The 12,298-nt window shown below is 64.3% G+C and carries 12 protein-coding genes and 1 tRNA gene; 10 read left to right on the forward strand and 3 right to left on the reverse strand.

Annotated features, from left to right (window positions below):
• The first annotated feature begins 62 nt into the window (after positions 1 to 62).
• From NJLHNGOC_RS01345 to NJLHNGOC_RS01380, 8 genes are read left to right on the forward strand one after another with little or no spacing between them, the layout of a single operon-like run.
• The gene (locus NJLHNGOC_RS01345; RefSeq protein ID WP_113594736.1) at positions 63 to 521 is read left to right on the forward strand and encodes an SUF system Fe-S cluster assembly regulator; all 459 of its coding nucleotides are present in this window, start codon (positions 63 to 65) and stop codon (positions 519 to 521) included.
• A gap of 16 nt (positions 522 to 537) precedes the next feature.
• Positions 538 to 2,028, forward strand: coding sequence for a Fe-S cluster assembly protein SufB (gene sufB, locus NJLHNGOC_RS01350; RefSeq protein ID WP_113594737.1), 1,491 nt, complete (start codon positions 538 to 540; stop codon positions 2,026 to 2,028).
• Between the two features lie 15 nt (positions 2,029 to 2,043).
• Positions 2,044 to 2,817 (forward strand): Fe-S cluster assembly ATPase SufC, encoded by a 774-nt coding sequence (gene sufC, locus NJLHNGOC_RS01355; RefSeq protein ID WP_110094230.1) that lies wholly within the window; start codon positions 2,044 to 2,046, stop codon positions 2,815 to 2,817.
• Positions 2,814 to 4,085: a Fe-S cluster assembly protein SufD gene (gene sufD / locus NJLHNGOC_RS01360; RefSeq protein WP_113594738.1), complete on the forward strand. Its 1,272-nt coding sequence runs from the start codon at positions 2,814 to 2,816 to the stop codon at positions 4,083 to 4,085. The genes sufC and sufD overlap by 4 nt, the downstream gene beginning before the upstream one ends.
• Entirely contained in the window at positions 4,085 to 5,341 is a 1,257-nt protein-coding gene (locus tag NJLHNGOC_RS01365) for an aminotransferase class V-fold PLP-dependent enzyme (RefSeq protein ID WP_113594739.1), read from the forward strand. The genes sufD and NJLHNGOC_RS01365 overlap by 1 nt, the downstream gene beginning before the upstream one ends.
• Before the next feature lie 7 nt (positions 5,342 to 5,348).
• Positions 5,349 to 5,777, forward strand: a complete 429-nt coding sequence (gene sufU, locus NJLHNGOC_RS01370) for a Fe-S cluster assembly sulfur transfer protein SufU (protein ID WP_113594740.1) — start codon at positions 5,349 to 5,351, stop codon at positions 5,775 to 5,777.
• Positions 5,778 to 5,783: 6 nt separating this feature from the next.
• A complete protein-coding gene (locus NJLHNGOC_RS01375; protein WP_113594741.1) occupies positions 5,784 to 6,251 on the forward strand; it encodes an SUF system Fe-S cluster assembly protein in 468 nt (155 codons plus the stop codon).
• 17 nt (positions 6,252 to 6,268) lie between these two features.
• A complete protein-coding gene (locus NJLHNGOC_RS01380; RefSeq protein WP_113594742.1) occupies positions 6,269 to 6,670 on the forward strand; it encodes a HesB/IscA family protein in 402 nt (133 codons plus the stop codon).
• A 194-nt stretch (positions 6,671 to 6,864) separates the two neighbouring features.
• On the opposite strand, the gene NJLHNGOC_RS01385 is transcribed toward NJLHNGOC_RS01380, so the two are convergent.
• The 3 genes from NJLHNGOC_RS01385 to NJLHNGOC_RS01395 form a co-directional block, all read right to left on the reverse strand.
• Positions 6,865 to 8,130 (reverse strand): class I SAM-dependent RNA methyltransferase, encoded by a 1,266-nt coding sequence (locus NJLHNGOC_RS01385; RefSeq protein ID WP_113594743.1) that lies wholly within the window; start codon positions 8,128 to 8,130, stop codon positions 6,865 to 6,867.
• Positions 8,131 to 8,171: 41 nt separating this feature from the next.
• Entirely contained in the window at positions 8,172 to 9,752 is a 1,581-nt protein-coding gene (locus tag NJLHNGOC_RS01390; protein ID WP_113594744.1) for a DEAD/DEAH box helicase, read from the reverse strand.
• Between the two features lie 211 nt (positions 9,753 to 9,963).
• Positions 9,964 to 10,416: a CopD family protein gene (locus NJLHNGOC_RS01395; RefSeq protein WP_113594745.1), complete on the reverse strand. Its 453-nt coding sequence runs from the start codon at positions 10,414 to 10,416 to the stop codon at positions 9,964 to 9,966.
• 154 nt (positions 10,417 to 10,570) lie between these two features.
• On the opposite strand from NJLHNGOC_RS01395, the gene NJLHNGOC_RS01400 reads away from it, so the two are divergent.
• Together NJLHNGOC_RS01400 and NJLHNGOC_RS01405 are read left to right on the forward strand one after the other, a co-directional pair.
• Positions 10,571 to 12,043, forward strand: a complete 1,473-nt coding sequence (locus NJLHNGOC_RS01400) for an NAD(P)H-hydrate dehydratase (protein ID WP_113594746.1) — start codon at positions 10,571 to 10,573, stop codon at positions 12,041 to 12,043.
• 78 nt (positions 12,044 to 12,121) lie between these two features.
• A tRNA-Leu gene (locus NJLHNGOC_RS01405) sits at positions 12,122 to 12,206 on the forward strand.
• Positions 12,207 to 12,298: the final 92 nt, after the last annotated feature.

The raw sequence follows: 12,298 nt of genomic DNA on the forward strand, positions 1-12,298 counted from the left end.
GAACTGAGTAAATCAGTACCAGTCTGGTCCATTTATGGACCGTGCCGGTACGGGGGAGCAGAATGCTGAAACTTTCAAAGCTGACCGATTATGCCGTCGTGGCGCTGGTCCGTCTTGGACAGAAAGAGGAAGTCACGACCTCGCCCGTGCTGTCGCGTTCCACCGGCATTCCCGAACCGACCATCGCTAAGGTCCTGAAGGTGCTGGCCGCGCAGGGGATCGTCATTTCGCAGCGCGGCGCGCGGGGGGGATACCGCCTTGCCCGGCCACTGGAAAAGATATCGGTCGCGGCCGTCATACAGGCGATCGACGGTCCGATCTCGCTTACGACATGCGTGGATGGCGGCGAATGCGATGCGCGTTCGACATGCGGACTGGTGGGGCAGTGGGACGCGGTCAACAGCGCCATCCTGGGCGCCCTGTCGGCCATTTCCCTGTCCGACATGCAGAATCATACCGTGACACCCCGGCGGGACCCCGGTTCCCCGTCCGCGGCCCTCGGCCCCCTGGCCACGGCCTGAAGGAGGAGTTGAAGACATGCCAGCAGTTGCCGAGACCCGCAAGACCGTCGAGACGCTGGGCCAGAACACCTACAAATGGGGGTTCGAGACCGATATCGAGATGGATATCGCCCCCAAGGGTCTGAATGAAGATATCATCCGGCTGATTTCCACCCGCAAGAACGAGCCGGAATGGATGCTGGAATGGCGGCTGAAGGCCTATCATTCATGGCTGGAAATGCGCGAGCCGACATGGGCGAAGGTCCATCATCCGCCCATCGATTACCAGGACGTGCATTACTACGCCGCGCCGAAGAAGAAGCCGGGCCCGAAATCGCTGGAGGAGGTCGACCCCGAACTCCTGCGCACATACGAAAAGCTGGGCATTCCGCTGCATGAACAGGCCCTGCTGGCTGGCGTGGAGATCCCGGAAGGGGAGGAAGCCCGCCCGCCGGTGGCAGTTGACGCCGTGTTCGACAGCGTGTCGGTCGCGACGACCTTCCGCAAGACCCTGTCCGAGGCCGGCGTGATCTTCTGCCCCATTTCGGAGGCCGTGCAGGAACATCCCGAACTGGTGCGGAAGTACCTCGGCTCCGTCGTGCCGGTGACCGACAATTTCTATGCCGCGCTGAACGCCGCCGTCTTTACCGACGGGTCGTTCGTGTACGTGCCGAAGGGCGTGCGCTGCCCGATGGAGCTTTCGACCTATTTCCGCATCAACGCCCGCAACACCGGGCAGTTCGAGCGCACCCTGATCGTGGTGGAGGACGGCGCGTCCGTTTCCTATCTGGAGGGCTGCACCGCGCCGATGCGTGACGAGAACCAGCTTCATGCCGCCGTGGTCGAACTGGTGGCGATGGAGGATGCGTCGATCAAGTATTCCACGGTCCAGAACTGGTATCCGGGGGATGAAAACGGGCGCGGTGGCATCTACAACTTCGTGACCAAGCGCGGGGCGTGCCGTGGCGCGCGGTCCAAGATTTCGTGGACGCAGGTGGAAACCGGTTCCGCCATCACATGGAAATACCCCTCATGCATCCTGCAGGGCGAAGGCTCGGTGGGGGAGTTCTATTCCGTGGCGGTGACGAACAACCACCAGCAGGCGGATACGGGCACGAAGATGATCCATATCGGGCGCAACACGCGTTCGACGATCATCGCCAAGACCATCAGCGCGGGACAGTCCGACAGCACCTATCGCGGGCTGGTGCGCATGATGCCCAAGGCATCGGGCGGGCGTAACTTCACGCAGTGCGACAGCCTGCTGATCGGCGACCGGTGCGGGGCACATACCGTGCCCTATATCGAAAGCCGCAACATGTCCGCCAGCATCGAACATGAAGCGACCACATCCAAGATTTCCGAGGATCAGCTGTTCTACTGCCGGCAGCGCGGCCTGTCGGAAGAAGACGCCGTTGGCCTGATCGTCAACGGATTCTGCAAGGATGTGCTCAAGGAACTGCCGATGGAATTCGCGGTGGAAGCGCAGAAGCTTCTGCAGATCAGCCTTGAAGGCAGCGTCGGTTGAACAGGGATTAGAGACGTGAGTAACGAATTTGTAAGGATCGACGGCCTGTGTGCCCGCATTTCGGACGCCGGGACGCCCAAGGAAATCCTGCGCGGTGTCGATCTGGAAATCCCCGCAGGTGAAGTCCATGCCATCATGGGCCCCAACGGATCGGGCAAGTCGACGCTGTCCTACGTGCTTGCCGGGCGTGAGGATTACGAGGTCACGGGTGGCAGCGCGTCCTTCAAGGGGCAGGACCTGCTGGCGCTGGAGCCGGAGGAGCGCGCGGCCCTTGGCCTGTTCCTCGCCTTCCAGTCGCCGGTCGAGCTGCCGGGCGTGAACAACGCCAACTTCCTGCGCACCGCCGTCAACGCCGTGCGCCGCGCCCGCGGGCAGGAGGAGCTTGACGCGGTCGGCTTCCTCAAGGCCGTGCGCAAGGAGACGAAGCACCTGTCCATGTCCGACGACATGCTCAAGCGCAACGTGAATGTCGGCTTTTCGGGCGGCGAGAAGAAGCGCAACGAGGTGCTGCAGATGCGCATGCTCCAGCCGTCGTTCGCCATCCTTGACGAAACCGACAGCGGCCTGGACATCGATGCCCTGCGCATCGTGGCGGAGGGGGTCAATTCCCTGCGTTCGCCCGATTTTTCCGCGCTGGTCATCACCCATCACCAGCGCCTGCTGGACTATATCGTGCCGGACCGCATCCATGTGATGGCAAAGGGACGCATCATCCACAGCGGCGGACCCGAACTGGCCCGCGAACTGGAGGCCCAGGGTTACGCCAAGTTCCTGGCGGAGGCGGCGTGAACGCCATCGCACCGGTCGGGATCAGTGCGGCAGCCTTCCTTGGCCGGGGGAAGCACGATACGCCCGAACGCCGCGCGGCGGCGGACGTCCTGACGCAGGCGGGCCTGCCCCGCGCGGGGGTGGAGGCATGGAAATATACCTCCCTGCGCGCGCTGGCGGACGTGCCTTACGCCACGCCGCCCGCGCAGGTGGACGGGGCGGAGGTCGCGCGCCTGCTGGCGATGGTGGAAACCGTCTCCGGACTGGGGGATGGGGCGGGACGCGTCGTCCTTGTCAACGGGCGTTTCGACGCGGCGCTGTCGCGCCTGCCCGATGGCGTGCGGGTCGGAACCTTTGCGGCGGACCCCGTCTTTGCCGACTGGATCGATCCGCGTGGCGATGTCGGCACCGCGCTCAATACCCTGATGGCCGAGGATGGCGTCAGCCTGCATGTGGACACGGACGTGGATGCGGGGACGATGCTGCTGGTCAGCATCGGCGTAAGCCATGACGACGCGCCCATCTCGTTCCATCCGCGCCATCGCATGACGCTGGCCCGTGGCGCGCGCCTTGCGGTGCTGGAGGCCACGGTCGGCACCGGCAATTACCTGCATAATCCCGTGTTCGAGGTCGATGTGGCCGACAGCGCGCACCTGACCCATGCCCGCCTGCAGGCGGAAGGGGAAAAGGCGTCGCAGATCGCGGTGACCCATGCGCGGGTGGCTTCGGCCGGCCTGTATGACAGTTTCAATCTGACGCTTGGCGCGGTGCTGAGCCGCCATGAAGTCCATGCCGCCCTGACGGGCGAGCGTGCCTGCGTGCATGTCAACGGGGCGCAGCTGCTCGACGGCCGCCAGCATGGCGACCTGAGCAGCATCATCACACACGCGGCACCGGGCTGCGTGTCGCGCCAGACGGTCAAGAACGTGCTGGCGGGCCATGCGCGCGGGGTATTCCAGGGCAAGATCCATGTCGAGCGCATTGCGCAGCAGACCGATGGCTACCAGATGAATCAGGCGCTTCTGCTGTCGGATACGGCGGAAATCGATGCCAAGCCCGAACTTGAAATCTATGCCGATGACGTCAAGTGCAGCCATGGCGCCACGGTTGGGGCGATCGACCCTGATCAGCTTTTCTATCTGCGCAGTCGCGGCATCGCGCTGGCGGATGCACGTTCGATGCTGATCCGTGCCTTTCTGCATGATGTGGTGCATCTGCTGGAGGATACGCGACTGCGTGACAGCCTCGACCTTGCCGTCGAGGCATGGTGGAACCAGAGGAACGCGTAATGGACAAGACCCTCGTGCAGAAACGGACGGTGGATGCGGCCGAGGCCCTGCGGCATCTCCGCGCCGATTTCCCGATCCTGTCGCAGCAGGTGCATGGCAAGCCGCTCGTCTTCCTCGACAGCGCGGCGTCGGCGCAGAAGCCGCGACAGGTCATCGACACGATGGCCGACACGATGCGCACCCAGTACGCCAACATCCATCGCGGCCTGTACTGGATGAGCGAACGCACGACCGAGGCGTACGAGGCCGTGCGCGATCAGGTCGCGGCCTTCATCAATGCTGCCGGGCGCGAGGAAATCGTCTTCACCCGCAACAGCACGGAGGCCATCAACCTCGTCGCGCAGTCCTATGGTTCGCTGCTGAAACCGGGACAGGCTGTCGTGATTTCCGAAATGGAACATCACGCCAACCTCGTGCCGTGGCAGATGCTGCGTGACCGCGCCGGGATCGAACTGCGCGTCGCCGCCGTGACCGACAGTGGCGAACTGGACATGGACTCGCTTGCCGCCCTGCTGGCGGACGGGAATGTCGCGCTGGTGGCGATCACCCACATGTCCAATGTCCTGGGCACCATTACCGATGCCCGCGCCATTGCGGACATGGCGCATGCGGCCGGCGCGCGGGTGCTGTTCGACGGCAGCCAGCTTGCGGTGCATCGCCGGGTGGACGTGCAGGCGCTGGAGGCGGATTTCTATGTCGTGACCGGGCACAAGCTGTATGGTCCGACGGGGGTGGGTTTCCTGTGGGCACGGCGTGAGATCCTGGAACAGATGCCGCCGTTCATGGGCGGGGGGGACATGATTTCCTCCGTCTCCTTCGAACGTTCCACATGGGCGCCTGTCCCGCACAAGTTCGAGGCCGGGACCCCCGCGATCGTGGAGGTCATCGGCCTTGGCGCGGCGCTGGCCTATATCGAATCCATCGGCTTTGACGCGATCGGCGCGCATGAGGCGGCGCTGACGGAACATGCGCTGGCGCGGCTGACGCAGGTGCCTGGCCTGAACCTCGTGGGGACCGCGCGTGACCGGGGCGGGGTGATTTCCTTTACGATGGATGATGTCCATCCCCATGATATCGCGACCCTGCTGGACCGTAACGGCATCGCGGTGCGGGCGGGACATCACTGTGCCGAGCCGCTGATGCGCCGTCTGGGGCTGAGTGCGACGGCACGGGCGAGTTTCGGGATCTACACCACGCGTGAGGAAATAGATTTTCTTGCGCAGACCCTTGAACAGATTCGTAAGTTCTTTGTGTAAGAACGTGATGGAGCAGGGGGATCTTTATCGTCGTCTTGTGGTGGAGCGTGCACGTGATCCCCTGTTCGCGGGACAGGTCGCGGATGCACAGGCGCAGGGCGAGGGGACAAATCCCCTGTGTGGCGACCGGGTGCGGCTGACGGCGTCCATGACGCCCGCGGGTCATATCGACAGCATCCGCCATGAAACCCGTGGATGCGCGATCTGCGCGGCGTCGGCGGATCTGATGGCGGAACATGTCGCCGGATATGACGCGCAACAGGTGGCGGCCCTGTCCGAGGTGTTCGAAAGAATGCTGAAGACCGGGGAACCCGAAGCCGGGACAGGCGAACTGGCGGTTTTCGCGCCCCTGCACCAGCATCGTTCGCGCATCCGTTGCGCAACGCTGCCGTGGACCGCGCTGACTGCGATGCTGAATGATTTGAAAGACAGGTAAAGCGTCATGGAAGTAAAATCCGACGATACGCGATCCGCATCCGGGCGGGAGGAAGCCGGGGAAAAGGCATCCTTTTCCCTTGAGGACGGACATGCCGCCGCCCCGGAGGGCGAGGCCCTTTCGGTCTGGACCCCTGATGGCGCGCAGCCCACGGCGCCCGCAGGTGACGGCATCGTGTCCGAAGACGCGGTGATCGAGGCCATCGCGACTGTCTATGATCCGGAAATCCCCGTTAACATCTATGAACTCGGGCTGATTTACGCGATCGACCTGCACGATGACGGCAGCGTCAAGATTGAAATGACGCTGACCGCCCCCAACTGTCCCAGTGCGCAGGAACTTCCCGCGCAGGTGAAGGAAGCCGTGGAAAAGATCGACACGGTGACCTCCGCCACCGTCGAAATCGTGTGGGAACCGCCGTGGGACATGTCGCGCATGAGCGAGGATGCCCGCCTGACCCTGAACATGTTCTGACCCGCAGGGATATAGTGATGACAACCAATACCGATGCCCCATCTTCCGTCACCAGCCCCGCTTCGGGTGCGGCGCCTGCCCGGCGGGAACTGCCGCCCCTGATGACGCTGACGGACCGCGCGGCGAAACGTCTGGCAGAACTTTACGCTAGCGCCCATGCGGGACAGCTGCTGCGGATCGCCATTTCGACCAAGGGCTGTTCAGGCCACGCCTATGACATGACCTTCGTGAACGAGGCGGGGCCGGGCGATGAAGTCATCAGGGATCATGGCCTTACCCTGCTGGTGGACCGCAAGGCGACGCTGTTCCTGATCGGTTCCGTCATGGATTATGAGGTCAGGCAGCTCGAATCCGGCTTTACCTTTTCAAATCCCAATGAAAAGGGCCGCTGCGGCTGTGGCGAAAGCTTTCACGTCTGATCTTCGCCGGAAGGTAATTCCGGCAAGAGACCGGTTGAAAAGGCGGTCTCGATAATACCCTGAAATCATAAAAGTTTTCGGCGAAGCTTTTCCCAGGAAGCTTCGTAAGACGTCGCCTTTTTGAAAAAAGGCGGCCCCGAAAACTTATGTTGTTTTTTACCAACTGGGTGTTTCAGACAGTCCCTAGGGAAACTTCAGCGCCGTCGCGGCGGGGGCGGCCGCGTGAACAGGCAGACGCTTTCAACCTCGGTTGACCACAGGAACTGGTCGATGACCGTCAGGCGCTCCAGCCGGTATCCCGCCTGCCGCAGGGCGGCGGCGTCACGGCGCAGCGCCGTGGGATTACAGCTGACATAGATGACGTGAAGCGGTTTGCCGTCGGTGATCTGCGCAAGCTGCGCGCCCGCCCCCGCATGGGGCGGATCCAGCACCACGGCCCCTGCTTTTGCCAGCACGTTCGCCATTACGGGCTGCCGGTTCAGGTCCCGGTGGAACGCCTGCACGCGTGTGCCGCCGCAGGCCTGGCGGAGACAGTTGAACGCCGCCTCGTCCCCCTCATGGGCCATGACCCGTCCCCGCGTTGCAAGCGCGAAGGAAAGCGTGCCGCAACCGGCATAAAGTTCGATGATGTCGCCCTTGATCCGCTTTGCGGGCAGGGAATGCAGGACGGCCTGCCTGATGGCGTCCTCTCCACTCCGGCTGGGCTGCAGGAACGCGCCGGGGGGCGGGGCCGTGCGCACGCCAGAAAATTCGTGCCATACGGTTGCGGTCTGCGCCACGGTTTCCGGCACGTCGTGGGAAGCGGGCGGACGGTAGGAAATGCGCGGGATACGCTGTTCGCCAGCAAAGTGGGCAAGGATGCGACGATCATCGTTACCGGGTGGCCCGTCCGTCGCCAGCAGCAGGTCTGGCCCGCTGTCGAGCATGTTGATCTGAAGGTCGCCCCCGCGTCGTACCGCCGGCAGGGAATGCAGCATCTGCCGCAGGGGGGCGAGCAGCGCGAACAGCGCGGGTTCCAGCACGTGACATTCCGTCATGTCCACGACATCGCCACGTCTGCGGTGCAGTCCCAGCGCGATGCCCTGATCCACGCGACGGAAGGCAAGGTCAACGCGCCGCCGCGTCCGGGGAAGGGCCTGCCACGGTGTCATGACCGGAACATCGGCGTAGCCTGCGGCCTGCAGGGCGCGGGTAACGATATCCACCTTCCACCGCAGCGACAGCGGCAGGGACATGTACTGCACCGAACACCCCCCGCACCGCCCGAACAGGGCGCAGACGGGATCGACCCGATCGGGCGAGGGAGTAATGATTTCCTCCAGCAGTGCCTGGCCGCCCCCGGTGGGAAGGACCCGGACAGCCTCGCCCGGCAGCGCGCCGGGAACGAAAAGCGTCCCGCCATCGGGCAGGCGCGCAAGGCCATGCCCTTCCGCGCCAAGGGCGTCGATATGAACCTGCATGATTTCAGACACGGGCAAAGTCTTTCGGGTCGGCCTGTGGATCAGTCCGACCGGTTTTCATCCTCGGCCGAGGGAATGACGGGGGCCAGCCGACGCGGCAGCAGCATGAAGGCCGGGACATCCCCGCCAAAGCCCGTCTGCGGGCCTTCCGTGGCGGGATGCTCTTCGCGCGGGGTGATCGCGGCCTTGCGCGGCGGGGTGGCCTTGCGCGATTCGGCAGGGCGCGATTCCGTAGGACGCGATTCTGCGGGCCGCGATTCGGCGGATGCCTTGCGCGGGGCTGGCGCGGCAGTGCGTTCGGTCGACTTGCCCGTGCGCTTGCGACCGCGTGGGCGGGGTTCGTCAGACCATTCGGCCTGATCGATTCCCTTGACCTCCAGCCGTTCTATCGGCTTGCCGGTCAGCTTCTCGATCGCTTCGGCCAGAGCCTGCTCATAAGGGGTGGCTAGGCTGTAGGCATGACCGGTACGTCCCGCGCGCCCTGTCCGGCCGATGCGATGGACATAATCCTCCGCATGGAATGGCAGGTCGAAATTGAAGACATGCGACAGGCCGCCGATATCAATGCCGCGCGCCGCGATGTCGGAGCAGACCAGCAGCTTCAGCTCGCCCGACTTGAAGGCTTCCAGCGTGGAAAAGCGGACCGACTGCGGCAGGTCGCCATGCAGCGCGCCTACGGAAAAGCCGTGCTTGACCAGTGATTTGCACAGGATATCGACGTCGCGCTTGCGATTGCAGAAAATGATGGCGTTCTGCATGTCGCTGTCGCGCAGCAGCTTGCGCAGGGCGCGCCGCTTGTCGTCTTCCTCCACGATCACCAGCCCCGTCTCGATGGTCGAAGCGACGGAGGAGGGGCGGCTGACGGTGATTTCCTTGGGATTTTGCAGGAACATATCCGCCAGGCGCCGGATCTCCGGCGCCATCGTGGCGGAGAAAAAGAGCGTCTGGCGCAGCGGCGACAGCATGCCCACGATCTTCTCGATATCGGGGATGAATCCCATGTCGAGCATGCGGTCCGCCTCGTCGATGACCAGCAGCTTCGTCTGCGTCAGCAGCAGGCCGCCGCGTTCGAACAGGTCGATCAGGCGCCCCGGCGTCGCGATCAGCACGTCAACGCCACGGTTGAGCACCTCTTTCTGCTCGGCCATGCTTTCGCCGCCGATCAGCAGCGCATGGTTCAGCTTGAGGTATTTGCCATAATTGACGAAATTTTCCGCGACCTGCAGGGCGAGTTCCCGCGTCGGCTCAAGGATGAGCGAACGCGGCATGCGTGCGCGGGCGCGTGATCCCGACAGGATCTCCAGCATCGGCAGGGTGAACGACGCGGTCTTGCCCGTGCCGGTCTGCGCCACGCCAAGGACGTCGCGTCCCATCAGCACATAGGGGATCGCCTGCGCCTGGATGGGCGTCGGGTGACGGTATCCCATCTCGTCGATCGCCTTCTGGATCGGCGCGGAAAGGCCCAGTTCGGAAAAGAGGGGCTGTGGCGCGTCTTCCGTTTCCGGCGGGGTAACGATTTCAATATCGGAGATCGGCATGATTTCGCCTGCCGTTGCGGCAGCGCGCTGTCCCGCCTTGGCGGAACCGGCCCGGGCGGATGCTGTGTTCTTTTTGGCGCTCAAAATTCTCTCGAACGTGTCAGTGGTGAGGTCCCGTCCGGATTGCTACCATACCGCCTATCAGGTTACCGCGCCTGATCGCCTGCAGCAACGCAGGGGCCTGTGGACCAAAGGCGAATCCCTCGATTCCACACGCCTCCTGCCTATCTGTATCCCGTATGAAAATCAAGGATGCCTGTGAGGGGGTGCATCAATCACAGGCATTTTCATGCGTTCAGAAAGGATGGGCAAGCGACGCCGCCACGATTGTCACAACACCCAGCCCGATATTCACCAGGATCTGCGCGCGGATCGAATCGAAGATGGAGGGCTGGGGACGCAGCGCCCGCCGGGCCTTCTGATAGGGGCCGAAATAGATCCGCGCGAAAATCAGCGCCATCACAAGGCCGAGAAGCTGCATCAGGTTGATCTGCCATCCGACGGTGGCAAAGCCCCCTTCGTGGAAGATCATCAGCCAGCCGGTCACCAGCACCATCGGCATGCTGTGCCACACGATCCGGAAGAAACGGCTGAGCGTCTGCAGGTGGACGGACGCGCGCTGCGTCGGGTCAAGCAGGCTGAGACTCGGTTTGAGGACAAAAACGGCATACATCATGCCGCCCACCCATGCGGCCATGCCAATCAGGTGAACGGCGAGCACAAGGCTCCAGAGCGGGGAGTGGGACATGACGCCTCCGGTTCTTGGAAAACGATGGGATGGGCGAATGCGCCGTCAGCATGGCGCCCGCCAGTAAAAGGATGGTGGGTTGTTTCCCGATTCTCCATCCATAATGCAAGATATTGCATGCCACTGGCCGTGTTTTGGCAAAGGAGATCCGATTATGAACGATGCCGAATGTCAGCTGCTTCTGCCCGATCCGCACCAGATGGGGCAGATCGATGCCCTTGCCGCGCGGCAGGTCCCGATTCGCACGCTGATGGAAAATGCGGGCCGGGCGGTGGCGCGCGCGGTGCGTCGTCACATGCGGCCCTGTCGCGTCGTGGTCCTGTGCGGTCCGGGCAATAACGGCGGCGATGGCTATGTCGCCGCCCGCAGGCTGGCGGAAGCGGGATGGGCCGTCAGCGTCGCGGCCCTTGCCCCGCCGCATCCGGGCGGGGACGCGGCTGACGTCGCGGCCCTGTGGACGGGGCCGCGCGTGCCGTTCACGGCGGAAGAGGTCGCGCGTTATGACCTTGTGATCGACGCGGTCTTCGGCGCGGGGCTGTCGCGCCCGGTCGGGGAGGACGTGGCCGCCGTCCTGCGTGCGGGCCGCCGGATCGTCGCCATCGACATGCCAACAGGGGTGGATGGCGCCACCGGGTCCGTGTGGGGATATGCGGTGCCGGCGGAACTGACGGTGACGTTCTGCCGTCTCAAGCCGGGGCACCTGCTGCTGCCGGGACGGGAGCTGTGCGGCCGTAGCGAACTGGCGGATATCGGGATTCCCGAAAGCGTGATCGCGCCGGCGCAGGTGCGGACATGGCGCAACGCGCCCGGCCTGTGGCAGGTGCCGCATTGCGGGGTGGAAAGCTATAAATACAGCCGCGGGGTCGTCAGCATCTGTGGCGGCGGGCAGATGCCCGGTGCGGCCCGCCTGTCGGCCGCGGGCGCGCGGGGCAGCGGCGCAGGGCTGGTGCGGCTGGCGGCGGGACCTGCGGCGGACCTGTACCGCATGCAGGCCCCGGCGGGACTGATTGTCGATTCCGCGCCGCTGGAGGATCTGCTGCATGACGCGCGCCGCAAGGTCTGGATCTGCGGGCCCGGCCTGACGGTGGACGAGGTTGCCGCCACATTTTCCACTCTTGTGGCGGCGGGTCGGCAGGTCGTGGCCGATGCCGGGGCATTTTCCATGGCGGCGGGACAGCCCGACCGCCTGCGCGGGGCGACGGTGATCACGCCCCACGCGGGGGAGTTCGCCCGCGTGTTCGGCCATCCCGGCGCGGACCGCCCGGCTGCCGCGCGCCAAGCGGCGGTCCGGACCGGCGCGGTCGTGGTGATGAAGGGGCCTGACACCATCATCGCCTCGCCCGACGGGCGCGTCGCCATCAACGATCATGCCACGCCTGCGCTGGGCACGGCGGGGTCGGGCGATACGCTGACCGGCATTGTCGGCGCCATGCTGGCGGCCGGGATGCCCGCGTGGGAAGGGGCCTGTGCTGCCGTGTGGCTGCATGGGGAGGCCGCGATGCGCGCCGGCCCGTGGCCCATCGCGGAACAGTTCGACCTGCATCTGGGCGCGGCACGCGCGAAAGCCGAGGCACTGGGCAAGGAAACGCCGGGGAAGAAAATGCCAGGCGGGAAAATGCAGGGATGACAGGGCGGCGTTGCGGTTCACGTCTTGCCCCGATGGCTACTCTGCGCTAAAGCCGCGCGCTTGTAGCTTGGGCAATGTGCGGGCGTGGTGGAATTGGTAGACACGCCAGATTTAGGTTCTGGTGACGCAAGTCGTGGGGGTTCAAGTCCCTTCGCCCGTACCATAAAACCCGGCAATTCGCGTTATGCGAGCAGACGTGGTGGCCCAACCGGCCTCTTGCGTTCTTTGACACGTTCTGACCGAGAGGATGGCCTG

Origin of the sequence: Novacetimonas cocois (genome assembly GCF_003311635.1) — a bacterium.
Lineage (GTDB): Bacteria > Pseudomonadota > Alphaproteobacteria > Acetobacterales > Acetobacteraceae > Novacetimonas > Novacetimonas cocois.

Excerpts from the sequence above, each read along its gene's own strand:
- NJLHNGOC_RS01380 (WP_113594742.1), top strand. The coding sequence starts at position 6,269 with ATGACAACCAATACCGATGCCCCATCTTCCGTCACCAGCCCCGCTTCG.
- sufU (WP_113594740.1), top strand. The coding sequence starts at position 5,349 with ATGGAGCAGGGGGATCTTTATCGTCGTCTTGTGGTGGAGCGTGCACGT.
- NJLHNGOC_RS01375 (WP_113594741.1), top strand. The coding sequence starts at position 5,784 with ATGGAAGTAAAATCCGACGATACGCGATCCGCATCCGGGCGGGAGGAA.
- NJLHNGOC_RS01345 (WP_113594736.1), top strand. The coding sequence starts at position 63 with ATGCTGAAACTTTCAAAGCTGACCGATTATGCCGTCGTGGCGCTGGTC.
- NJLHNGOC_RS01400 (WP_113594746.1), top strand. The coding sequence starts at position 10,571 with ATGAACGATGCCGAATGTCAGCTGCTTCTGCCCGATCCGCACCAGATG.
- NJLHNGOC_RS01395 (WP_113594745.1), bottom strand. The coding sequence starts at position 10,416 with ATGTCCCACTCCCCGCTCTGGAGCCTTGTGCTCGCCGTTCACCTGATT.
- sufB (WP_113594737.1), top strand. The coding sequence starts at position 538 with ATGCCAGCAGTTGCCGAGACCCGCAAGACCGTCGAGACGCTGGGCCAG.
- NJLHNGOC_RS01365 (WP_113594739.1), top strand. The coding sequence starts at position 4,085 with ATGGACAAGACCCTCGTGCAGAAACGGACGGTGGATGCGGCCGAGGCC.
- NJLHNGOC_RS01385 (WP_113594743.1), bottom strand. The coding sequence starts at position 8,130 with ATGCAGGTTCATATCGACGCCCTTGGCGCGGAAGGGCATGGCCTTGCG.